The sequence below is a fragment of the Kingella bonacorsii genome (assembly GCF_016623605.1).
In the GTDB taxonomy this organism is placed as follows: Bacteria; Pseudomonadota; Gammaproteobacteria; order Burkholderiales; family Neisseriaceae; genus Kingella_B; species Kingella_B oralis.
Map to the genome: position 1 here is coordinate 176,578 of NZ_JAEHNZ010000001.1, position 21,517 is coordinate 198,094.

General features: G+C 55.7%; 20 protein-coding genes. 7 read left to right on the top strand and 13 right to left on the bottom strand.

Translation table 11 applies throughout. From position 1 onward, the window contains the following. Complete coding sequence (locus tag JDW22_RS00940) at window positions 1–1,089, top strand: ABC transporter ATP-binding protein (RefSeq protein WP_315368719.1); 1,089 nt, start codon at window positions 1–3, stop codon at window positions 1,087–1,089. Between the two features lie 241 nt (window positions 1,090–1,330). Here the strand turns inward: JDW22_RS00940 and JDW22_RS00945 are convergent, their stop codons facing one another. Further along, window positions 1,331–3,148: a monovalent cation:proton antiporter-2 (CPA2) family protein gene (locus JDW22_RS00945; protein ID WP_235964653.1), complete on the bottom strand. Its 1,818-nt coding sequence runs from the start codon at window positions 3,146–3,148 to the stop codon at window positions 1,331–1,333. A 72-nt stretch (window positions 3,149–3,220) separates the two neighbouring features. Here JDW22_RS00945 and JDW22_RS00950 point away from each other — a divergent pair, with 72 nt between their 5' ends. Beyond that, window positions 3,221–3,418: a hypothetical protein gene (locus tag JDW22_RS00950; protein WP_200520992.1), complete on the top strand. Its 198-nt coding sequence runs from the start codon at window positions 3,221–3,223 to the stop codon at window positions 3,416–3,418. A gap of 1 nt (window position 3,419) precedes the next feature. Here the strand turns inward: JDW22_RS00950 and JDW22_RS00955 are convergent, their stop codons facing one another. Further along, on the bottom strand, window positions 3,420–4,100 hold the full coding sequence (locus JDW22_RS00955; protein ID WP_200520994.1) for a B3/B4 domain-containing protein: 681 nt from the start codon (window positions 4,098–4,100) through the stop codon (window positions 3,420–3,422). Window positions 4,101–4,216: 116 nt separating this feature from the next. On the opposite strand from JDW22_RS00955, the gene JDW22_RS13825 reads away from it, so the two are divergent. Beyond that, on the top strand, window positions 4,217–4,339 hold the full coding sequence (locus tag JDW22_RS13825; protein WP_268884203.1) for a hypothetical protein: 123 nt from the start codon (window positions 4,217–4,219) through the stop codon (window positions 4,337–4,339). 57 nt (window positions 4,340–4,396) lie between these two features. Here the strand turns inward: JDW22_RS13825 and lysA are convergent, their stop codons facing one another. The 5 genes from lysA to tsaE form a co-directional block, all read right to left on the bottom strand. Beyond that, window positions 4,397–5,608, bottom strand: a complete 1,212-nt coding sequence (gene lysA, locus JDW22_RS00960; protein WP_200520996.1) for a diaminopimelate decarboxylase — start codon at window positions 5,606–5,608, stop codon at window positions 4,397–4,399. Then, window positions 5,595–5,825 (bottom strand): LPS translocon maturation chaperone LptM, encoded by a 231-nt coding sequence (lptM, locus tag JDW22_RS00965; RefSeq protein WP_200520998.1) that lies wholly within the window; start codon window positions 5,823–5,825, stop codon window positions 5,595–5,597. The genes lysA and lptM overlap by 14 nt, the downstream gene beginning before the upstream one ends. Window positions 5,826–5,977: 152 nt before the next feature. After that, window positions 5,978–6,280, bottom strand: a complete 303-nt coding sequence (locus tag JDW22_RS00970; protein ID WP_200520999.1) for an antitoxin VbhA family protein — start codon at window positions 6,278–6,280, stop codon at window positions 5,978–5,980. A 49-nt stretch (window positions 6,281–6,329) separates the two neighbouring features. Then, window positions 6,330–7,649, bottom strand: a complete 1,320-nt coding sequence (locus tag JDW22_RS00975) for an N-acetylmuramoyl-L-alanine amidase (RefSeq protein ID WP_200521001.1) — start codon at window positions 7,647–7,649, stop codon at window positions 6,330–6,332. Then, entirely contained in the window at window positions 7,637–8,092 is a 456-nt protein-coding gene (gene tsaE / locus JDW22_RS00980; protein ID WP_200521925.1) for a tRNA (adenosine(37)-N6)-threonylcarbamoyltransferase complex ATPase subunit type 1 TsaE, read from the bottom strand. Before tsaE ends, JDW22_RS00975 begins: the two co-directional genes overlap by 13 nt. Before the next feature lie 440 nt (window positions 8,093–8,532). Between tsaE and brnQ the strand changes: the two genes are divergently transcribed. The 4 genes from brnQ to purM all read left to right on the top strand — a co-directional run bounded on the left by brnQ (window position 8,533) and on the right by purM (window position 13,766). Further along, on the top strand, window positions 8,533–9,873 hold the full coding sequence (gene brnQ / locus JDW22_RS00985; protein WP_200521003.1) for a branched-chain amino acid transport system II carrier protein: 1,341 nt from the start codon (window positions 8,533–8,535) through the stop codon (window positions 9,871–9,873). A 166-nt stretch (window positions 9,874–10,039) separates the two neighbouring features. Next, entirely contained in the window at window positions 10,040–10,474 is a 435-nt protein-coding gene (gene mscL, locus JDW22_RS00990) for a large conductance mechanosensitive channel protein MscL (protein WP_003796234.1), read from the top strand. A gap of 157 nt (window positions 10,475–10,631) precedes the next feature. Then, on the top strand, window positions 10,632–12,335 hold the full coding sequence (recD, locus tag JDW22_RS00995; RefSeq protein ID WP_200521005.1) for an exodeoxyribonuclease V subunit alpha: 1,704 nt from the start codon (window positions 10,632–10,634) through the stop codon (window positions 12,333–12,335). 393 nt (window positions 12,336–12,728) lie between these two features. Beyond that, on the top strand, window positions 12,729–13,766 hold the full coding sequence (gene purM / locus JDW22_RS01000) for a phosphoribosylformylglycinamidine cyclo-ligase (RefSeq protein WP_200521007.1): 1,038 nt from the start codon (window positions 12,729–12,731) through the stop codon (window positions 13,764–13,766). Window positions 13,767–13,822: 56 nt separating this feature from the next. On the opposite strand, the gene JDW22_RS01005 is transcribed toward purM, so the two are convergent. The 6 genes from JDW22_RS01005 to JDW22_RS01030 all read right to left on the bottom strand — a co-directional run bounded on the left by JDW22_RS01005 (window position 13,823) and on the right by JDW22_RS01030 (window position 21,511). Further along, complete coding sequence (locus JDW22_RS01005) at window positions 13,823–14,707, bottom strand: carbohydrate kinase family protein (protein ID WP_200521009.1); 885 nt, start codon at window positions 14,705–14,707, stop codon at window positions 13,823–13,825. A 221-nt stretch (window positions 14,708–14,928) separates the two neighbouring features. Then, window positions 14,929–16,167: a sugar MFS transporter gene (locus tag JDW22_RS01010; protein ID WP_235964655.1), complete on the bottom strand. Its 1,239-nt coding sequence runs from the start codon at window positions 16,165–16,167 to the stop codon at window positions 14,929–14,931. A gap of 233 nt (window positions 16,168–16,400) precedes the next feature. Next, the gene (gene ychF, locus JDW22_RS01015; protein WP_200521011.1) at window positions 16,401–17,492 is read right to left on the bottom strand and encodes a redox-regulated ATPase YchF; all 1,092 of its coding nucleotides are present in this window, start codon (window positions 17,490–17,492) and stop codon (window positions 16,401–16,403) included. A gap of 255 nt (window positions 17,493–17,747) precedes the next feature. Beyond that, window positions 17,748–18,353 carry a nitroreductase family protein gene (locus JDW22_RS01020; RefSeq protein WP_200521012.1) on the bottom strand — a complete coding sequence of 202 codons (606 nt, stop codon included), beginning with the start codon at window positions 18,351–18,353 and terminating at the stop codon, window positions 17,748–17,750. A gap of 440 nt (window positions 18,354–18,793) precedes the next feature. Further along, window positions 18,794–19,168, bottom strand: coding sequence for a response regulator (locus JDW22_RS01025; RefSeq protein ID WP_200521014.1), 375 nt, complete (start codon window positions 19,166–19,168; stop codon window positions 18,794–18,796). 15 nt (window positions 19,169–19,183) lie between these two features. Further along, window positions 19,184–21,511, bottom strand: coding sequence for an ATP-binding protein (locus JDW22_RS01030; protein ID WP_200521023.1), 2,328 nt, complete (start codon window positions 21,509–21,511; stop codon window positions 19,184–19,186). Window positions 21,512–21,517 lie beyond the last annotated feature (6 nt).

Genomic DNA, 21,517 nt, shown 5'->3' on the forward strand with positions numbered 1-21,517 from the left:
ATGAATCCCGTTCTGCACATCCGAAACCTGAACAAAACCTTCGGCACCACCGCCGCGCTGCGCGACATCAATCTGGAACTGCGGCAGGGCGAAATGCTGTTTCTGCTCGGCCCTTCAGGCTGCGGCAAAACCACCCTGTTGCGCGCCATCGCCGGCTTCGAGCAGCCCGACAGCGGCGAAATTTGGCTCAAAGACCGCTGCATTTTCAACAGCCGCTTTTCCCTGCCGACACAACAGCGGCGCATCGGCTATGTGGTGCAAGAGGGCGTGCTGTTCCCGCACCTTTCGGTTTACCGCAACATCGCCTACGGCTTGGGCAACGGCAAAGGCAGCAGCCCGCAGGACAGGCAGCGCATCGAAGCCGTGATGTCGCTCACCGGCATCGGCGAACTCGCCAACCGCTTCCCCCACCAGCTTTCGGGCGGTCAGCAGCAGCGCGTCGCCCTCGCCCGCGCCCTCGCGCCTGAACCCGAGCTGATTCTGTTTGACGAACCGTTCAGCGCGCTCGACGAACACCTGCGGCAGAAAATCCGCCGCGAAATGCTGCACGCCCTGCGCCAAAGCGGCACGTCCGCCATCTTCGTTACCCACGACCGCGACGAAGCCCTCAGCCACGCCGACCGCATCGCCGTGCTTTCAGACGGCCGCATCCTGCAAACCGACACCCCGCGCCGCCTCTATTGGTCGCCCAGCAGCCTCGCTGCCGCGCAGTTTATCGGCGACAGCATTGTGCTGGACGCACAGCGCAGCAGCGATGGCACGCAGGCGCAATGCGCCCTCGGTACATTTCCGCTGGCCGCCGCGCCGCAAACGCCGTCCGAACATCCCATTGAAGGCAAACTGCTCGTCCGCCCCGAACAGTTTGTTTTGACGGAAACAGCCAACGTGCCGCCGCACAGCACGCAGCCCGTGTTCGGCGCGAAAGTGGAAAGCATCGAGTTCAAAGGCCGCTATACCGCCGTTGCCCTCAACATCAACGGTGTCTGCTTCACGCTCGACACCGTGCACGCGCCGCCCGTTTGCAGCGGTGACACCGTGCGGCTCGCGTTTGAAGGCACGGCTTTGTTTTTCCCGCCGGAGCAGAAATAAAGCCAAGCCAAACAGCCGCAGCAACGCAGATTATCTGCACCGCTGCGGCTGTTTTGCGCTTGGTTGGCGGATATTACATAAATAGGCAGCCTGAAAACGCCTCATCCCGTTTTCAGGCTGCCTTTGGTTGTGCTGATAAAGCCAAGGCAGCCTGAAATCATGTTTCCCATTTTCAGGCTGCCTTTTATCCCGCCCATATAGGCAGCCTGAAACGCAGTTCAGCGTAGCTAAAACCCACCTGCTACACCCGCTCGTCCCAATCCTTCTCCCCATTCAACATCGCCTGCACCACCTCTTTCACCCGCGCATCTTGCCGTCTGGCTTCGTCCATCATCGCCTTGTTGGAGAACGCGCCTGCCTGCTCGGGGTCGTACAGCACCGCCATTTTGCGCATACCGCTTCTATCCATGCGGTAGAAAATATTGCCCGCGCATTCTGCCTTGTCGCGCGGCAAGCCGAGAAATTCCAACGCCCGCTTGCCCGCGCGCACGCCCGAGTCAAACGTTTCGCGGATAATTTCGTCTGCGCCCGCGCGGTGCAATTCAAATGTTTGCATGCGATCGTACGCGCGGGCAACGATTTTAATCTGCGGATTGGCTTCGCGGGCAAAGCGCACAATCTGCACCGCTTCGGCTTTGTTATCAATCGCCACCACCAGCACCGTGGCTTTTTCAATGCCCGCCGTGCGCAGCAATTCGGGGCGCGAGCCGTCGCCAAAATAGGTTTTCACGCCGTATTTTTCCATGCCTGCAATCAGGTTTTCGTCTTTATCAATCAGCGTAACGGCAAAGCCCGCCGCGTCCAAAACGTAATACACAATCTGCCCAAATCGCCCAAAGCCAATTTGCAACACGGCGCGTTGCTCATCAATGGCATCGGCTTGGCGCACGGCGGTGGCTTTTTTCGGCAACTTGCTGTGCACAATCAACAGCAGCGGCGTGAGCACCATAGACAGCACCACAATCGCGGTCATATTGGCGTTGTTGGCATCGCTAATCACACCTTGCGCGCGGGCATCGGCAAACAACACAAAGGCAAATTCGCCGCCCTGCGCCATCAACAACGCGCGTTCCAACGCTTCATCGTGGCTGCTTTTTGCCAACCGCGCCACCGCGTAAATACACACCGCTTTGCCCGCCATCAACGCCACCACGCCCGAAGCAATCAACGTCCAATTTTGCGCCACCACCGTCAAATCCAGCGACATACCCACGGCAAGGAAAAACAGCCCCAGCAGCAGCCCGCGAAACGGCTCCACATCGGCTTCAAGCTGGTGGCGAAAATGCGATTCCGACAGCATCACGCCCGCCAAAAACGCGCCCATCGCCATAGACAGCCCGCCTTTTTCCATCAACACGCCCGCGCCCAATACCACCAGCAACGCTGCCGCCGTCATCACTTCCCGCGCCTTGCTGCGCACCAACACACTAAACAGCGGATTCAACAGCCAACGTCCCGCCGCCACAATAATCGCCACGCTGCCCAACGCCTTGCCAATGTCCAGCCATAGCGGCGTGCTGCTTTCAATGCGCACGGGCGACAAAAACGCCACAATCGCCAAGAGCGGCACAATCAGCAAATCTTCAAACAGCAAAATAGACACGATTTTCTGCCCAGACGATGTGCCCAGCTCGTTGCGCTCGCCCAGCACCGACATCACAATCGCCGTAGAAGTCAGCACAAAGCCCGCCGCGCCCACAAACGACACCTGCCACGAAAAGCCAAACGCCATGCCCACCGCCGTGAGCAACGCCGCCGCAATCACCACCTGCAAACTACCCAGCCCAAAAATCTGCCGCCGCAAATACCACAAATGCGACGGCTTCATCTCCAAGCCAATCACAAACAGAAAAATCACCACCCCCAGCTCCGCAACGTGCAAAATCGTTTGCCCGTCCGAAAACAGCCCCAGCCCAAATTTGCCAATCGCCAGCCCCGCCGCCAAATAGCCCAGCACCGAGCCCAGCCCCAGCCGTTTAAACAGCGGCACCGCCACCACCGCCGCGCCCAACAGCGCGACAATATGCGGCACGTCCATTCCATGTTGTGTTGCAGACATTGCTATTCCTTGTTGTTGCGATAAAGGTTAAGGCAGCCTGAAAGCGGAGATTGCCGTTTCAGGCTGCCTTGAATGGGGTGGGATTATAGTGGATTTTGGTTGGTTGATTTTGGTTCGCGCATTGGTGGCGAAGGTTTAGGCAGCCTGAAAACCAGCCGTAGGGTGTGCAGCTTGGCTGCGCACGCGGTTTCAGGCAGCCTGAAATCTTTACAAAACCTAAAAAACTACAACCTCATAAATCCGCTTTCAGGCTGCCTTAAAACCGCTTAACTTATCCCGCCACATGAACCACCTGCGTTTCAAACGTCGCCAGCGGCATACACGCTTTTAAATCCGCTTCAATACACGCAAGCGCGTCCAGCCGCATTGCCACGCTGGTTTGTGCATTGCCCTGAATCACAAACAACACATCTTGCGTGTGTTCGTCCAGTTTGTAGTGTTCGGAATCGCGCACGTCCAGCCACGCCATAATGCCTTGCGTGTCGCGATAGACAAAATCGCTTTCGGCAACGTGTTTTGCGGTAGAAGAAATCGGCAGAAAAGTATCTTCCTTGCCGCACACGGCAAAGGTCAGCGAAAAGGCAACCTTGCGAAAATCATGCGCCCCAATCGCCAGCAGCGACTGCAACGCCGCCAAATTGTAAATATCCACAATGCTGTTCACGCGCGGAATATTGCCGCGCCGCTGGATGTTTTTCAGCAACGCCAAAATGGTGGGCGGGTTTTTCTTCGCGCTTCTGCCCACCTTGCCCAGCATCTCCGTGTATCCCGCCACAACGGGGTTGCGTGCGATGTCGTCCGCATCGGCTTGCAATGCCCATTGTTCTTTTTCGCACAACTTTTGCTCAAAGGCTTCTCCTAGCGGCGCATTGGGGTTGAGATGGCGCGCGATGCCGATAACGACATCGGTGATGCCCAGCGCCGCCATGCTTTTGTCTACGATGATTTCCATGCTTCGTTCTCCTCAGTAAAAATAAAAAAGCGCGTTTCAGGCTGCCGATTGCCTTATTTTTGCCCGGGCAGGCGTTTCGCCGCCTACCGCGAGCAGGGGCAAGCCCCTGCACCCCCGTGTCATGTTACCATCGGCGGCAATCATCAAGGCAGCCTGAAACGCTGTTCCCCCTGTTTCAGGCTGCATCGTTGGCGAGATGGCTGCTTGATTGTTCAACGGTAATTGCCAACCATTGCTAGCCGTTTCCCCAAAATTTTAGGCAGCCTGAAATATCATTTTCAGGCTGCCTTGGGCGGTTACAAATATTCCCGTTCTGTTGCCAGCAAATCGTCCAGCGTTTCGCGGCGGCGAATCAGGCGGCTGTTGCCCTGTTCGTCCAGCAGCACTTCGGCGGCGCGGCAGCGCGTGTTGTAATTGCTCGCCATGCTGGAAGCGTATGCGCCCGCGCTGCGAACCGCCAAAATATCGCCTTGCGCCGCGCCGATTTGCCGCTCCTTGCCGATGAAATCGCCCGTTTCGCAAATCGGCCCGACAATATCGGCAGTGATGGGTGGCGCATCGGGGCGGGACACGTTTTCCACCGCGTGATACGCCTGATACAGCGCGGGGCGCATCAAATCGTTCATCGCTGCGTCCACCACCACAAAATTTTTCTCTTCGCCGTGTTTCACATATTCCACGCGTGTGAGTAGCACGCCTGCATTGCCCACCAAGCTGCGCCCAGGTTCTAACACCAGCGATAAGCCTCGCGCTTGAAGCAACGGCTCAACGGCTTGGGCGTAGGCGCGCAAATCGGGCGTTTGCTCGTCTTTATATACAATGCCGACGCCGCCGCCCAAGTCTAAATGTTGCAGCGCGATGCCTTGCGCGGCAAGACGGTCAATCAGCGCAATCAGCCGCTCGCAGGCGGCAATCAGCGGCGAGAGGTCGGTGAGCTGCGAGCCGATGTGGCAATCCACGCCGATAATTTGGATATGCGGCAGGCTGGCGGCGCGTTGATAGGCTTGCTCGGCATCGCGCATGGCTATGCCAAATTTATTGGCTTTAAGCCCTGTGGAGATGTAGGGGTGGGTTTTTGCGTCCACATCGGGGTTGATGCGGAAGGAAATGGGCGCGATTTTGCCCAGTCTCCCCGCCACATCGTTAAGCCGTTCTAGCTCGGGCAGGCTTTCCACGTTGAAGCATTTGATGCCCGCGCCCAGCGCGTATTCCATTTCGGCTTCGGTTTTGCCTACGCCTGAAAAGATGATTTTGCTGGCATCGCCGCCTGCGGCTAACACGCGGGCAATTTCGCCTGCGGACACGGTGTCAAAGCCGCTGCCTAGCTGGGCGAAATGGCGGATTACGCTTAAATTGCCGTTGGCTTTAACGGCGTAGCACACCAGCGGTTGGCAGCCTGAAAACGCGGTTTGGTAGGCGGCAAAGGCGACAGTGAGCGCGGCTTGGTGGTAAACGTAAAGCGGGGTGCCGTATTGGGTGGCGAGTTGGGGGTAATTAGTGTTGTTCATGTTGCGTGCTTTCTGGTTGAGTTGGGGTGCGGATAAAGTCGTTAGGGTCGGCAGCGGGCGCGGCGGGCTCGGATGCGTCGCGGCGGAAGTCTATGCCTGTTTGGATGGCGCCGAATTTGTTTTTGTCGTTTTCTTTGGGCAGATAAAGGTCGCCTTTGAAGCCGCAGGCGGCGAGGGAAAGGGCGAACAGGGTTAAGGCTAGAGGGAGTTTGGGCATGGGATGTCCTTTGGGCGGGATAAGGGGGGTATGGAATGAAGGGGTTGAATGATGGCGGGAAAATTAAATTGAGGCAGCCTGAAAAGGGCGATAAGGCATTGGGGCGGGCGGTTCAAACGATGCCACGCGCTTTTGCGTTTTCAGGCTGCCTTTTATTGCCACTCTCGGCTCTCAATAAAGCCATCCGTTGTTTTGTGTTCTTTCACATAGGCAATCATTTCATCTATTACTTGGTGATTAGAAACCCTGCCTGCTAATACCGCTTCATCTATCTTTCTGCTTTGTTCTGTTTTTTCAAATCCTTCAAGCGCGAATATGGCATCCACTTGCTTGATGGCTTCGCGCATTTCTGCTTTTTCGGCATCTGCTAAATGTAGCATTTTTGAGGACTCTTTCTGGGACGGTTGGTTGATGAAAATCTGCTTTAAGGCAGCCTGAAAACGTGTTTTCTGCATTTTCAGGCTGCCTCACCTCACCGCGCGGCGGTATATCTTTTTGCTTACATTATCGCGCGGCGGTTTTCCAATATTGCTGCACGGCATCGGCGATGGCGATGGCGAAGCGGCGGCGCTGGTTGCTGTTGCTGAGTTGTTTTTCTTCGTCGGCGTTGGATAGGAAACCCAGTTCAATCAACACGGACGGCACGTTAATCGAGCGCAGCACCACAAAATCGGCGGTTTCCACGCTGCCTTTGCGCAGCTTGGTGAACTTGCTAAATTGGGCGAGCAGCAGTTTGCCGAATTTTGCGCTGTCGGTGCTGGTTTGGGCTTGCATCATGTCGCTGATGATGGCGTTGACGTTTTTGTTGCCTACATCGGGCAGCCCGTCGATTTTGTCGGCGGCGTTTTCGGCAAGGGCGATTTGGCGGGCTTGTTCGCTGTTTGCCTTGCCCCACACATACACATCTACGCCTTGGCTGGCGGGAGATGCGGATGCGTTGGCGTGGATGGAGATGAATAAATCGGCTTTGGTGCGCTGGGCAACGGCGCGGCGTTCGGCGAGCTTGATAAAGTTGTCGCCGCTGCGGGTCATGTGCACAGTGTAGCCTTTGGCTTGAAGCTGGCGTTTGGTTTCCAGCGCGGTGGCGAGTACTACGGATTTTTCGTGGATGCCTGTGGTGCCTGTTGTGCCAGGGTCTTTGCCGCCGTGTCCGGCATCCAGCACGATAACGGGTTTGCGGTTGGTTTTGGCGTTGCCGCTTGGTTGGGCTTCGGGGGCGGTCGGTTGAACGGTTTGCGGCGGCGTGGCGGGTGGTTGCGCGCTTTGGGCTTGCTGCTGTCTGCTGTTGAGCAAGTCCATCAGCGGGTCGTCGCCGATGGCGGATGTGGGGGCTTCGTTGGCGGGCGTGTGTGGTGCGGGGGCTTTGGGCGTTGGGGTTTTGCCGGGGCTGGGCGGGGCGGCTATGGCTTCGTTGCCCAAATCGATTTGCAATCGGTGTTTCAGGCTGCCTGAGGGGGGAAGAGCGATGAATTTGGGGACGGTGGTTTGTTTGAGGTCGAAGACGATGCGCGTGGTGGTGGCGTTTTTTTGCCCGATGCGTGCGCTGCTGATGTAGGGGTCGTTGGTTTTGATGGATTTGGGCAGGGCGGCTAGGGCGTTGTTGTTGGCGATGTCTGCCATATCGATAACGAGGCGGTTGGGCTTGTCCAGCAGGAAATAGGTGTATTTGAGCCGTTGCGCGCTTTCTAGGGTGATGCGGGTGTTTTTGCCGCTCGGGGTGATTTTGCCTGATAGGAAGCTGTTGGCGGCCGCCGCCCATGCGTTGCGGACGATGTAGGTGTTGGCGAGGAGGGCGAGCAGGGCGCGGCGGCTTATTTTTGCCATTGGTCAAGTTCCTTTTGGGCGGCGGGGGTGCAGGCTTGCAGGGTGCATTGCCGACCGTTGTCGCGGGGTTCCAGTTGGATGATGTAGTCGGGGGCGGGGGCGTATTCGCCGCCTTGCCTGGCCCATTCAATCAGCACGATGCTGTTGGGAATCAGGTCGTCCAGCCCTGCGTCCAGCCATTCTTCGGGGCTGGTGAAGCGGTATAGGTCAAAATGATGGACGGTGGTTTGCGGCAGGGCGTAGCTTTCTACGATGGCGTAGGTGGGGCTTTTGACTGCGCCTGTGTGCCCCAAGCCGCGCAGCAATCCGCGCGTGAAGGTGGTTTTGCCTGCGCCAAGGTTGCCTTGCAGGTGGATGACAACGGGGGCGCGAAACAGGTTGGCGGTACGCTCGCCAAAGGCTAGGGTGGCGGCTTCGTCGGGGAGGAATAGGGTGTGGTGCATGGGATGGTGGCAGGGGATTTTTAGGGGGTGGATTATAGTGATTTGGGCGGTGTGCGGGCAAGTTTCAGGCTGCGTTTGTTGTTTTTGGGCGGGGCGGGCGGTTGTTTGGGTTTGGGCTTTGCTGAAATTCGCTTGGCTTGTTTTCAGGCTGCCGCAGCGTGGTCGTGGTAGGGCGGGGCGCGTTATGCGGGGTTGCGGGATGTGCAAAGCACAGGCGCTGCGGCAGCCTGAAAACGGTTTAAGCGTTGGCGCGCCGCTTTGCATGCGGGCTGCCTTTGTTGTTTTCATGCCGCTGAGGCAGCCTGAAAAGGGTGAAAACCCGTTTTCGCCAAACGAAAATGTTTGCCTTTTGTTAAAACCCTGTTATATTGCGTTAAGGCTGTGTGATGCGGCCTTTCTTTTTTCTTGTTTTGATAACCCTGTTTTTAGAATGAATAAAAATGAGTAATACACAAAAATCGGCATTTGTTGCCACTGGTTTGATGCTGTTCGCGCTGTTTTTTGGTGCGGGCAATTTGATTTTCCCTGCCCTGATGGGGCAGCAATCGGGCAGCGCGGTGTTTCCTGCGCTGAGCGGTTTTTTGATTACCGGCGTGGGCTTGCCCCTGCTGGGCGTGATTGCGATTGGCTATTCTGGCTCGCGCGATGTGCAGGATTTGGCTTCGCGTGTTGCGCCGTGGTATGGCGTGGCGTTTTCGGTGTTGCTGTATTTGTCGATTGGTCCGCTTTTTGCCACCCCGCGCACCGCAACGGTGTCGTTTGAAATCGGCGTGGTGCCCTTTTTGGGCGATGTGTCTGAAAGCGCCAAACAAATCAGCTTGGCGGTTTTTGCGGCGGTGTTTTTTGGTTTGTCGTATTGGCTTTCGATTTCCCCCGGCAAACTGGTGGATCGGATTGGCAAAATCTTAACCCCGGCTTTGCTGCTGGCGATTGCGGTGTTGGTGCTGACCGCCGCGGCGAAACCGATGGGCGCGTTGCAAACGCCTGCCGAAGCCTATCAGGCGGGCGCGTTCACCAAAGGCATCATCGAGGGCTACGGCACCATGGATGCGCTGGCTTCGCTGGTGTTCGCCATCATTGTGATTGACGCGATTCGCAGCATGGGCGTTACCGATACCAAGCACGTTTTAAGCCTGACCACGCGCGCAGGCTTGGTGGCAGCGGGCTGCTTGGCGCTGGTGTACATTTTCATCGCCTACATGGGCGCAACCAGCGTGGCTGGCTTGGGCATGCAAGAAAACGGCGCGAGCGTGTTGTCTAAAAGCGCAGAGTTTTACTTTGGCTTGGGCGGCAAGGTTTTGCTGGCGGTGATTGTGTTGCTGGCGTGTTTGTCCACATCGGTGGGCTTGATTACCGCTTGCGGCGAATACTTTAACCGCCTGATGCCGCAGCTTTCGTATCACAAATGGGTGGTGATTTTTACGCTGGTGTCGTTTGGCTTTGCCAACTTCGGGCTAAAAGAGATCATCAAATTATCCATTCCTGCGTTGATGCTGCTTTATCCGCTCACCATGGCGATTATTATTCTGGCGTTTTTGCATCCGCTCTTTGGTGGCAAGCGCGTGGTTTACATCACCACCATGCTGGCAACAGGCGTGATGGCGCTGTTTGACGGCTGGAAAACATTTGAAAGTTTTATGGAGATGAAATCGGATTTTGTGAGCAATTTGGATGCGTTTTTCAACGCAAATCTGCCGCTGTATGGCTCTGGCTTGGGCTGGTTGTTGCCCGCGCTGGTGGGCTTTGCGGTGGGATTTGCCATCAGCAAACTGGCTAAGTAATCAGCCGCTTTTAAAGGCAGCCTGAAACGGGAAATCCGTTTTCAGGCTGCCTTTAAATAGTCAAATGCAATAAAAAAATACACGGCAATAGTATTTTAAAAATTCCCATTTTCAAGAAAATCAGTATCATGCCGCGCTTTACAACCTTGCTGAGAGGAAATTTCAAATGTCAATTAAACAAGAATTCAAAGACTTTATCATGCGCGGCAACGTTATCGACTTGGCAGTCGGTATGGTGGTCGGCACCGCGTTTTCCGGGATTGTGAAATCGCTGGTGGACGACGTGATTATGCCGCCGATTGGGATTGTGTTGGGCGGCATCGATTTTTCCAACCTGTTCCTCACGCTCAAACACGGCAAAACCGCAGGCATGGAATACGCCACGCTTGCCGCCGCCAAAGCCGATGGCGCGGTGACCATGAATGTGGGTTCGTTTATCAACACCATCATCAGCTTTTTGATTGTGGCAACGGCGATTTTTGTGGTGGTGAAAGCCATCAACACGCTGAAAAAAGCGCCCGAGGCGGTTGAAGAAGCGCCCGCCGAGCCGAGCGAAGAAGTGTTGCTGCTGCGCGAAATCCGCGATTCGTTGAAAAAATAAGCCTTTCCGAAAACACCGCTAAAATGGCGGTGTTTTTTGTTTTCGCTACGCTGAATTTCATTTCAGGCTGCCTTGGCAGGGCAAGCACCGCGCATCAGGCAGCCTGAAAACGGCACTTCGCCCTTTCGTTTTCAGGCTGCCTATCTTATCTAAAATTATGAACATCACCGACATCCCCGACACTGATTCCATCCCCGCCGCCCAATCCGTGAACCGCCTGTTCGCGCACATCGCGCCTGCCGCCGCCGAAACCGTTGCGCCGTTTGTGGAGCGCCTGTTTGCCGCGCTGTTGCATGGCAACACGTTTATCTACATCAGCCAAGCGGAAGCCGACGCGCTCGCCCAAGCCGCGCCGCTGGTGGGCAGTGATGCCAGCAGCCCCGTTGTGTTGCACGGCAGGCGGCTGTTCATCGCCAAATACTGGCATCTGGAAAAACAGCTCGCCGCCGAAATCCAACGCCTCTCCGCGCACACGCCAAGGCAGCCTGAAAAACCCCTAGCCGAATTGCTTGCCAACTGGTTTGCCGACGACACCAGCCGCGACCAACGTGCCGCCGCCGCGCTTGCCCTGCTGAAAAATTTCGTGCTGATTAGCGGCGGGCCGGGTACAGGCAAAACCACCACCGTTGCCAAGCTGCTCGCCCTGCTGCACCGCCAGCCTGCGCCGCGCACCGCCCTTGTCGCGCCCACGGGCAAAGCCGCTGCCCGCCTAACCGAATCGCTGCACCGCGCCAGCGCCGCCATCCCCGATTTGGATGCCGAGGCGCAACGCTACCTCGCCAGCCTCACAGGGCAAACCGTGCACCGCCTGCTGGGCTTAAAGCCGCCGCAAATGCAGCCTGAATACCACGCCCACAACCCGCTGCCGCTGGATTGCGTGTTGATTGACGAAGCCTCGATGATGGACAACCACCTGCTGTATCAACTGCTCGCCGCGCTGCCCAGCCATTGCCGCGTGATTTTGCTGGGCGATGCCGACCAACTGCCATCTGTTGGCGCGGGCGCGGTGCTGGATGCGCTGAGCCACAATCACCAGATGCAGCCTGAAACCACCACCGCGCTGCGCCAACTGCTGCCCGATGTGGAACACTTTCCCACGCTTGCCGAACAACACGCGCGGCTCACCATCAGCCACCGTTTCCACGCCCAAAGCGGCATCGGCAACCTCGCCCGCGCCGTGCAACAAGGCAGCGCAAGCGCGTGGCACGCCATCGCCGAGCATCCCAACGAACTTTTCGCCCAGCCGCGCAACCTCGCCGCGCTCGTTGCCCAGCTTTATCAACACCATACCGCCTATTGGCAAGCCATCCGCGCAGGCAATCTCGCCGCCGCCTTCGCCGAACAAAGCCGCCTAATTGTGCTCACCGCGCTGCGCCACGATGCCGAGCACATCAACAACCTTTACCGCACCCTGCTGCAACAACACGGGCACACCCGCCCCCAATCGCCGTGGTATGCGGGGCAAATCATCATGATTACCCGCAACGCCCCCAGCCAACAGCTCTACAACGGCGACATCGGCATCATCATGCAGCCTGAAAACGACGGCAACGACCTGCGCGCCTGCTTCCCCAGCGAAAGCGCAAACGGCAGCGGCTACCGCAGCATCCCGCTCAGCCGCCTGCCCGAACACGAAACCGCCTACGCCATCACCACCCACAAAAGCCAAGGCTCGGAATACGAGCAAGTGTGGTTTGCCGCCCCCGCGCAAGCCCCATACAGCCGCGCCTTGCTCTACACCGCCATCACCCGCGCCAAACAGCAATTTGTGTATTGGGGCGACGAAGCCGGTTTTCAGGCTGCCTGCGCCCACAACGAACACCGCAACAGCGCGTTGGGGATGTTTTTGAAAGAGGGATGAGAGGGTTGGTTGATGGGGCGGAGTTTGTTTACAGCGGAGGGGTAAACGCATTTTCAGGTTGCCTTTGGTGATGCGCGGACTTCACTCAATCCCGCTTGCTTGTGCTCACCAAAGGCAGCCTGAAACAGCAAAATTCACCATCATAGCAATGGAGCGTCGGCGGCTCGCCGACATCGTGGCAATCCGCGAAGCCCCACCCAATGCACTATTTTTTGCGATAAACCATAGCCATTCCATAACACCTTACTTCCTATTTTGAATTACGCTATTTTCAGGCTGCCTCATCCGCCCCCCGCATATACAACCCCTGTAAACTTGCGTAAAATTCCGCTTCGGCAGCCGTTTCAGGCAGCCTGAAACCCTTTTCCCAACCCTTCTCACGAAAGCCCCACCATGACCCAAACCTCCCTAAGCTACCGCGATGCAGGCGTAGATATTGACGCAGGCGACCAACTTGTAGAAAACATCAAACCCTTTGCCAAACGCACCATGCGCCCCGAAGTGTTGGGCGGCTTGGGCGGCTTCGGCGCGTTGGTGGAAATCGGCAAAAAATACCGCAACCCCGTGCTGGTGAGCGGCACAGACGGCGTGGGCACCAAACTCAAACTCGCGTTTGAATGGGACAAACACGACACCGTGGGCATTGATTTGGTTGCCATGAGCGTGAACGACATCTTAGTGCAAGGCGCAGAACCCTTGTTTTTCCTAGACTATTTCGCCTGCGGCAAGCTAGACGTCGCCCGCGCCACCGATGTCATCAAAGGCATTGCGGTCGGCTGCGAGCAATCAGGCTGCGCCCTCATCGGCGGCGAAACGGCGGAAATGCCCGGCATGTATCCCGAGGGCGAATACGATTTGGCGGGCTTTGCCGTGGGCGTGGTGGAAAAAGAGCGCGTGATTAACGGGCGCAGCATCGCCGCGGGCGACATCGTGCTCGGCTTGGCGAGCAACGGCGCGCATTCCAACGGCTATTCGCTCATCCGCAAAATCATCGAACGCGCCCGCCCCGATTTGGACGCGCCCTTTGACGGCGACACCACGCTGCGCCAAGCCGTCATCGCGCCCACGCGGCTGTATGTGAAGCCTGTGCTGGCACTGCTGGAACAATTGCCGGTTAAAGGCATGGCGCACATCACGGGCGGCGGCATCACCGAAAACGTGCCGCGCGTGCTGCCTGAAAACTGCGTGGCGCAAATCGACGCGCAAGCATGGCAACTGCCCAAGTTGTTCCAATGGCTGCAACAGGCGGGCAATGTCGCCGCCGATGAAATGTACCGCACGTTTAACTGCGGCATCGGCATGGTGCTGATTGTGTCGCCCGAAAACGCGGAGCGGGCGGAGCAGCTGTTGCGCGAGCAGGGGGAAACGGTGTACCGCATCGGTGCCATCCGCACGCGCCAAGGCGATGAGCATCAAACGCAAGTGGCTTGAATAATAGGAAAGGCAGCCTGAAAATGGGAAACACCCGTTTTCAGGCTGCCTTTTGTTTATTGCGGGTTCATCATCGCTTCAATCTCGGCCAACGAAACCTCGGGCGTTGCGCCGTGCCGCGAAGCCACCAGCGAACCGAGCGCGCAAGCGAAGGCTAGGATTTCCTGCGGCGGTTTGCGCTGCAAATATTGGTGAATGAAGCCCGCCAAAAAGCTGTCGCCCGCGCCCACGGTGTCGGCAACGGTTACGCGGTAGCCGTAGTGGGCGAACAGTTCGCCGTCGCAAAAATACAATGCGCCGTGCTTGCCCAGCGTAACGCAGATTTGGCGCGTGTGTGTATGCTCGGCGATGAAGCGGATGTTTTGCTCTATGCTGCGGTAGGGCGAGCCCAGCGCGGTGGCGATTTCATGCAGTTCGTCGTCGTTGAGCTTGATGAAATCGGCTTGCCGCATCATGTCGCGCAGGTCGGCAAGCCGGTAGTGCGGCGGGCGCAGGTTCACGTCAAAAATTTTGAAGGATGCGTGCGGCAGCAGCTCGGCGAGGGCTTGGCGTGATACCGCATCGCGCACGGACAGGCTGCCGAAAATGAACACGTCCGATTGCGCTACGCGGGATTTGGCGGCTTCGTTGGCTTGGATTTTGTCCCACGCGCAGGGGTAAACAATGTCGTAGTGGGCACAGCCTTCGTCGTTCAGTTGCACCAGCACTTGGCTGGTGGCGAGTTGGGGGTCGGTTTGGATGAAATCGATGGCAACGTGTTTGCACCGGATGGCTTCGCGCAGGGCTGCGCCGTCGGCATCGTTGCCGCAGCGGCTGATGACGCTGCAATCCGCGCCCAGCGCGGCAAGGTGGGTGAGCAGATTGACGGGCGCGCCGCCGAGCACTTTGCCGGTGGGCAGGTTGTCCCATAAGATTTCGCCAAACGCGGTGATTTTGGGCATGGTGTTCTTCCGTGTGAATAACCCACTTGCATGCTGGCTAAATGTGTTTATAGCTTGGGGATAAGTTGGGTAGGGGGTTAAAAAATAAGGGGAAAATTAAATTGCTTAATTTTTGGGCAGTTGCTTGGGCGGCGTTTCAGGCTGCCTCAATATCGGCTACACACAGGCAGCCTGAAAACACAAAACTGCGCTTCTCGCAATAAGAAACGCAGTTGGATGAATCACGCCGGTTTTTCGTCCGCCTTATAGCCGCGGGTGGCGAAAAAGACGATGTAAACATAGCAAACGGCAGGGATAACATACGAAATCATCAAGCCCACATGGTCAATTACGAAGCCTTGCAACACGGGAACCAGCGCGCCGCCCACAATGGCGGTGGAAATGATGCCCGAAGCCGCGCCCGTAAACTTGCCCAAGCCTTTGGTGCCCAGCGAGAAAATAGTTGGGAACATAATGGAATTGAAAAATCCAATCAGCAGCAGCGCCCATTGGGTTACTGCGCCGCCGCCCGCCGCAATCGCCAGTAGCAACAAGCCCACCGCCATAGAAGCGTTGAACGCCAAATATTTATTGGGCGCGATTTTGTTCATCAAGCCTGCGCCGATAAAACGCCCCACCATTGCGCCGCCCCAGTAAACCGACAAATAGCCTGCGGCTTTGTCGTGGCTTAACCCTGCGGTGTGTTCCAGCGCGTTCACCATCAGCGAGCCGATGGCAACTTCCGCGCCCACATAGCAGAAAATCCCAATTGTGCCTAACACCATGTGTTTGTATTGCCACACGCTGCTTTTGCCGTCGTGGCTGGATTCGGTTTGTTCGGCGGCGATTTGGCGCGCATCGGGCAATTTAATCAAGCCAATCAACACCGAGAGCAAAATCATAAATCCCGCCAAGCCCAGATAGGGCATTTGCACGGACGAAATGCGCTCGGCTTGGCTAGCGGTGGCATCCACAAAAATCAAGGCAGCGCCAATGGGCGGCGCAACGGTGGTTGCCAACGAGTTAAACGCTTGGATTAGCGTGAGCATCACCGATTCTTTGCCTTTGGGCGCAAGCAGCGTTACATAGGGGTTGCCCGCCACTTGCAGCAGCACAATCCCCGAAGCCAAAATAAACAGCGCGCCCAAGAAAATGGGATAAGACGCGCTTGCCGCCGCGGGGTAAAACAGAATGCAGCCCAAGGCGGCAATTAAAAAACCGCCGATGATGCCCGCTTTGTAGCCCATTTTTTCCACCAGTTTGCTCATGGGGACGGACATCACGGCATAGGCGGTAAAGAAGCAAAACTGCACCAGCATGGCTTGGGTGTAGTTCAGGTTGAAAATTGCTTTCAGATGCGGGATAAGGATGTCGTTTAAGCAGGTGATGAAGCCCAGCATGAAAAACAGCGCACCCACCACCGACAGCGCAAGATTGTTGCCGCCGCGCGGCGGGCTGGCGGTTTGAATAGAAGCGTGCATGATTGTCCTTTGCGAAAGTGATTGAGGAATGCGGATTGCGCCCGCTTTTTTAATGGGCTGAATACTAACATAAACCCATTGCGCAACAATTGATATGGTTCAGGGTTGTGAAACTGTGTTGACGGTGTTTGATGCAGGTTAAGCATTGGCTTGATGGTTGCACTTGGATAACGCCGCGCAACGAATAAGGCAGCCTGAAACGGGGATTGGCCGTTTTCAGGCTGCCTTAGCCATCACACATTAAACAAGAAATGAATCACATCGCCATCTTGCACAATGTATTCCTTGCCCTCGGCGCGCATTTTGCCCGCTTCTTTGGCTTTGGCTTCGCCGCCCAGCGCGATAAAGTCGTCATACGCAATCACTTGGGCGCGGATGAAGCCGCGTTCAAAATCGGTGTGGATAACGCCAGCGGCTTGCGGCGCGGTGTCGCCTTTGTGGATTGTCCACGCGCGCACTTCTTTTACGCCAGCGGTAAAGTAAGTTTGCAAGCCGAGCAAATCGTAGCCCGCGCGAATCAAGCGGTTTAAGCCCGGCTCTGCCAAGCCCATTTCGGCGAGAAACTCGGCTTTTTCATCGTCTGCCAACTCGGCGATTTCGCTTTCCAGCGCGGCGCACACGGCAACCACGGGCGCGTTTTCCTTGGCGGCGAGTTCGCGCAGCCGGTCAAGATGCGGGTTGTTTTCAAAGCCGTCTTCCGCCACGTTGCCCACATACATCGCGGGCTTGGCGGTTAATAAAAACAAGGGTTTAAGCAGGGCTAGGCTTTCCGCGTCCAAGCCCAGCGAGCGCACGGGCTTGCCTTCGTTTAAATGCGGCAGCAGTTTTTCGCACAGGGCAACCAGTTTTTGCGCGTCTTTGTCGCCCGATTTGGCTTTTTTGCCCTCGCGCAGCATCGCTTTTTCCACGCTCGCCAAATCCGCCAGCGCAAGCTCGGTGCCGATGGTTTCAATGTCGGCAATCGGGTCTACCTTGCCCGCCACGTGCACGATGTTGTCGTCGTCAAAACAGCGCACCACGTTCACAATCGCGTCGGTTTCGCGGATATTGGCGAGAAACTGGTTGCCCAAGCCTTCGCCCTTGCTCGCGCCCGCCACCAAGCCCGCGATGTCCACAAATTCCACAATCGCCGGCTGCATCCGCTGCGGATTGACGATTTTCGCCAGCGCGTCCATGCGCGGGTCGGGTACTTCCACGATGCCGACGTTGGGCTCGATGGTGCAGAAAGGATAGTTGGCCGCTTCAATGCCCGATTGGGTTAAGGCGTTGAATAAGGTGGATTTGCCGACGTTGGGCAGGCCGACGATGCCGCATTTTAAGCTCATGGGTTGGTCCTTAAATAAATGATTTTTGGGGAAAATGGAAAACGCGCGATTTTAGCATAAAAGGCAGCCTGAAAATGCGGGCGGGCAACGGCGGTTCACGGCACGGCGATGGTTTGCCGCCCAATTTGCCTGACGGCTTTTCAGACTGCCGTTGTGAAGCAAAGATTGCCAACGGATAAGCCCAAGCACAAAAAGGCAGCCTGAAAACGGGATGGGCATTTTCAGGCTGCCTTGGTTTTATGGTAGCGGTTTGAATTATAAGCCGAATACTTTTAGGCGCTCTTCAACGGGCTGGAATTCTTTTTCGCCCGCAGGGGCTGCGATGCCGCCGAATACGAGCTGGGCGCGCAGCGTCCACGCGGCGGGGATGTTCCATGTTTTGGCAATTTCGGCATCGATTATCGGGTTGTAGTGTTGCAGGTTTGCGCCGATTCGGGCGGCTGCCAAAGTCGTCCAAATGGCGTATTGGTGCATGCCGTTGGTGTGTTCCGACCAGATGGGGAAGTTGGCGGCATAGGCGGGGAATTGCGCTTGCAAGCCTTGCACAACGGTTTGGTCTTCAAAGAAGAGCACGGTGCCCGCGGCGGCTTTGAACATATTGAGCTTGTTGGCGGTGGGTTCGAATTTGTCGGCGGGAACGATTTTGCGCAGTTCGCCGGCGGTGATGTCCCATACTTTTTCGTGTTCCGCGCCAAAGAGCACGACGATGCGGGTGGATTGTGAATTGAACGCGGATGGGGTGTGCTTGATGGCGTGTTCAACGATTTGGGCGACTTCTTGCTGGCTGATGGGCAGCTCTTTGTTTGACACATAAATAGAACGGCGGCTTTCGGCGGCTTGTTGCAGGGCTTGGACGGACATGGTTTTTCCTTTTGGTTGGGGGGTAAATGAAGGTTGCATGATAGGGGATGGCGGGCGAGGAAACCAGCGGCGTGGGGTTAAGGTAGTTTTTCTTGTGGCGAAAGAAGGGCGGGGGAGGCAGCCTGAAAACGGGGGAATGGGTATTTCCGGCTGCCTCAAACTGCGTGCACAGCCAAGCTGCACACTCTACTGCGTTGGTATAGTCGTCCCAATTTAAAAATCTACGGCGTTGGCTCGCCTTGCTGTACTACTTGTACTATCTGCGGCTCGCCGCCTTGTATATTTTCAAATTGGAACGACTATATTTCAGGCTGCCTTTGATGCTACCTGAAAAGGCAGCCTGAAAATAGGAAAAGGGTTTTCAGGCTGTCTCTAAATGCAAAATACACAAGAAACAGCTCTTTGAACGCATCAAAGAGCTGTGTGATGGTTAATCAAAGTTATCCGCGTTGTTTGTTGGCAATGAGTTTGCTAAGTGCCAGCACCAGTTGCTCATCGGTAAACGGTTTGCAGATAAAGCCGCGTGCGCCGTATTGCAGGGCTTTTAAGCCTGTTTGGCGGTCGGATAGCGCGGAGATAACCAAAATGCTGGTTTCTTTGCTCATGTCGCGGATGCGTTTGATGCATTCCAAGCCGTCCATTTGGGGCATGGTTAAATCCATGGTGATGAGGTCGGGCTGGTGTTCTTTAAACAGGCGCACGGCTTCATCGCCATTGGATGCGGTGGCAACAATTTCCAGTTGCAGGCTGCTTAGGCTGCGTTCAATGCGGTTTCGGATAATGACGGAATCGTCCACAATCATCAGTTTATACATACTTTTTCCTTGTATTTAGGATACTTTGGGGAAATAGAGGCTGAATCGGGTGTAGCCTTCGGCTGCGGTGGATACGCCTATACGTCCGCCCATTTTTTGGATGGTGTCTTTAATAATATCCATGCCAACGCCGCGTCCTGCGTCTTCTGTTTCTTCGCTGGCGGTGGAGAAGCCGTTGCTAAACATCAGGTTAATCAGTTGGCGTTGGTCAAATTGGGCGGCTTGCTCGGCGTTGGCGATGCCCAGCGCAACGGCTTTGTTGCGGATGGCTTCAAAGTTGATGCCGTTGCCATCATCCTCGGCAACCAACAGCAATTTGCCATCGGCTTGTTGCGAGAGGGTGAGCTTTAATGTGCCCATTTCGGGTTTGTTGCGTTGGCGGCGAATTTCGGGCGTTTCAATGCCATGCACCACGGCATTGCGCAAAAGCTGGATGGCGATGTCTTTGAGTTTCGCCCATTGCGCATCGCTCAACGGATTGCTTTCAAAGCCGCTTACGATAAGCTGCGCTTGTTTATGCGTGCGTTTGGCGATGTCGGCAACGAATTGTTTGAGGTAATCCGTTTGCACGGCGGCTTGATGACGCGATTCTTGCTCGGGGGTGTTTTCAGGCTGCATACTGCTCATTTGCACGTTGGCTGTGCCGCCGATGCGCCCATTATAGGTGTTGAGCACGTCAAACAAGCGATACAAATCTTCTAGCATCACCACCAAGCCCAAGAAGTCTTGCCCTGTTAAGTTGGGCGAAGATTTCATGATATTGAGCGCGTCTTCAAAGTTTTCACAAATATCCACCATGCGGGTCAGTTTCAAAGATGAAGCCTCGCCTTTGATAGAGTGCACCAAGCGGGCGATGTATTGCGCCTTGCTGCGCAACTCTTCGCGTTTGGTTTCGGGCGTTTTGAGCACTTGGTTGATTTCGTTCAACCGCTCCATGCTGCCTTGAATGAAGCTGTTGAGCACGGTTGGATTGGTGTTCAAAATGATGTTCAACATTTCTAGCTCGCGCCCTTCTTGTTCTTTTTGCGCATCCAAGCTCGCTTGCAGCATCACGGATTCGGTGGTGTCGGTGGCGCTGACCAAAATGCGTTCAATTTGCCCATCCACCCACACGCGGAAGAATTTGAAATCCACAAAGCGTTGCGCGCCCGTGTCTTCCACTTGATAGCTGATTCGGTTGAGCGGGTTCAAGTCTTCAATCAAATCTTCCACCACCCAATCGCTGTATAGCTGGTCAATAAAGGTTTGGGTGATGTCCAAATCTTCTTGCGGCACGATTTTACTGAGCACTTCCAGTAAGTTACGGTTGCCCACATCTTTTTGGTCAATGATTTCTTCCAAGCGGCGAGAATATTGACCACCAATGTTAAGGTCTTTATCCACTAAGAATAAGCCTTCGTTTACAGATGCCATGATTTCGCTCATCTCTTGGTGGGCGATGTCCAATTCTTTGTCGTGTTCTAACAGCGAACGCAACGCACCAAACACAATGCCCAAGAAGAGCAAGAACGCCATCACAATCCCTGCCAACTGCATATATTGCCATTGTTTACCGCGCAGCTCCGCCACGTCGCGGTAGGCTTGCGCGAAGTCCAACTCGGTGGATGCCATGGTGGCGTTATACAAACGGGTGTAGCGCACCAAAAAGTCAATTGACTCATAACGCACCTTGCCTTTGTCCACTTCGGCAAGGAAGGTATCAATCAAGCCTTTATATGGCGTCCACACGCGAATGGTTTCCGCCAAGGTTTTCTTTTCCACATTGGTGGAAAGCGGGCGCACATTTACGTCTTCATAAGTCAAATGAATGGTTTTGCCCTTTTCAAACGCTTCTAGTGTCTCATCAAACTGGTCGCGCGAAGTTTTCAAGTCTTTAATCGCTTGGATGGCTTCTTGCGGCAACTGGTTGATGTCCACATAAGTGGTAACGGTGGGTTGCTCAATCACCGCAGGGGCTGAGGCAGCCTGAAAATCGGTATTGGCTTCGGCTTGGGGTTTGCCTACGGTTTCGGCAGGCTCGCCAACCGCCACAGCAGGCTCGCTGGCTGCGGGCGCAGCAACAGGCTGCAAGCCTTTTTCTTTTTCGTAGTCGTCCACATAGGTTTTAAAGTTAAACGCGGCGCGGGCAAATTGCGCCACCAACCGACCTTGGCGGGTAACCACCACCAGTTCTTTACCTGTTTGCGTTTGTTGTACCGTTACCCAAGCACTAAACGCCAATGTCGCCACAGTGAACACCAAGAACAAAACAATCATGGCAATCAAAGAGGTATAACGGCGCAAGCCTTTTTTGGCTTCTTTTTTGGCTGCTGTGCTGGGCGCGGCGTTGTTTGGATTACTCATGGCTTT

Excerpts from the sequence above, each read along its gene's own strand:
- JDW22_RS01025 (WP_200521014.1), bottom strand. The coding sequence starts at position 19,168 with ATGTATAAACTGATGATTGTGGACGATTCCGTCATTATCCGAAACCGC.
- JDW22_RS01020 (WP_200521012.1), bottom strand. The coding sequence starts at position 18,353 with ATGTCCGTCCAAGCCCTGCAACAAGCCGCCGAAAGCCGCCGTTCTATT.
- JDW22_RS00940 (WP_315368719.1), top strand. The coding sequence starts at position 1 with ATGAATCCCGTTCTGCACATCCGAAACCTGAACAAAACCTTCGGCACC.
- JDW22_RS01005 (WP_200521009.1), bottom strand. The coding sequence starts at position 14,707 with ATGCCCAAAATCACCGCGTTTGGCGAAATCTTATGGGACAACCTGCCC.
- JDW22_RS00970 (WP_200520999.1), bottom strand. The coding sequence starts at position 6,280 with ATGCAGAAAACACGTTTTCAGGCTGCCTTAAAGCAGATTTTCATCAAC.
- brnQ (WP_200521003.1), top strand. The coding sequence starts at position 8,533 with ATGAGTAATACACAAAAATCGGCATTTGTTGCCACTGGTTTGATGCTG.
- recD (WP_200521005.1), top strand. The coding sequence starts at position 10,632 with ATGAACATCACCGACATCCCCGACACTGATTCCATCCCCGCCGCCCAA.
- tsaE (WP_200521925.1), bottom strand. The coding sequence starts at position 8,092 with ATGCACCACACCCTATTCCTCCCCGACGAAGCCGCCACCCTAGCCTTT.
- lptM (WP_200520998.1), bottom strand. The coding sequence starts at position 5,825 with ATGCCCAAACTCCCTCTAGCCTTAACCCTGTTCGCCCTTTCCCTCGCC.
- mscL (WP_003796234.1), top strand. The coding sequence starts at position 10,040 with ATGTCAATTAAACAAGAATTCAAAGACTTTATCATGCGCGGCAACGTT.
- JDW22_RS00955 (WP_200520994.1), bottom strand. The coding sequence starts at position 4,100 with ATGGAAATCATCGTAGACAAAAGCATGGCGGCGCTGGGCATCACCGAT.
- JDW22_RS01030 (WP_200521023.1), bottom strand. The coding sequence starts at position 21,511 with ATGAGTAATCCAAACAACGCCGCGCCCAGCACAGCAGCCAAAAAAGAA.
- JDW22_RS00945 (WP_235964653.1), bottom strand. The coding sequence starts at position 3,148 with ATGTCTGCAACACAACATGGAATGGACGTGCCGCATATTGTCGCGCTG.
- JDW22_RS00950 (WP_200520992.1), top strand. The coding sequence starts at position 3,221 with ATGGGGTGGGATTATAGTGGATTTTGGTTGGTTGATTTTGGTTCGCGC.
- JDW22_RS01010 (WP_235964655.1), bottom strand. The coding sequence starts at position 16,167 with ATGCACGCTTCTATTCAAACCGCCAGCCCGCCGCGCGGCGGCAACAAT.
- purM (WP_200521007.1), top strand. The coding sequence starts at position 12,729 with ATGACCCAAACCTCCCTAAGCTACCGCGATGCAGGCGTAGATATTGAC.
- ychF (WP_200521011.1), bottom strand. The coding sequence starts at position 17,492 with ATGAGCTTAAAATGCGGCATCGTCGGCCTGCCCAACGTCGGCAAATCC.
- lysA (WP_200520996.1), bottom strand. The coding sequence starts at position 5,608 with ATGAACAACACTAATTACCCCCAACTCGCCACCCAATACGGCACCCCG.
- JDW22_RS00975 (WP_200521001.1), bottom strand. The coding sequence starts at position 7,649 with ATGGCAAAAATAAGCCGCCGCGCCCTGCTCGCCCTCCTCGCCAACACC.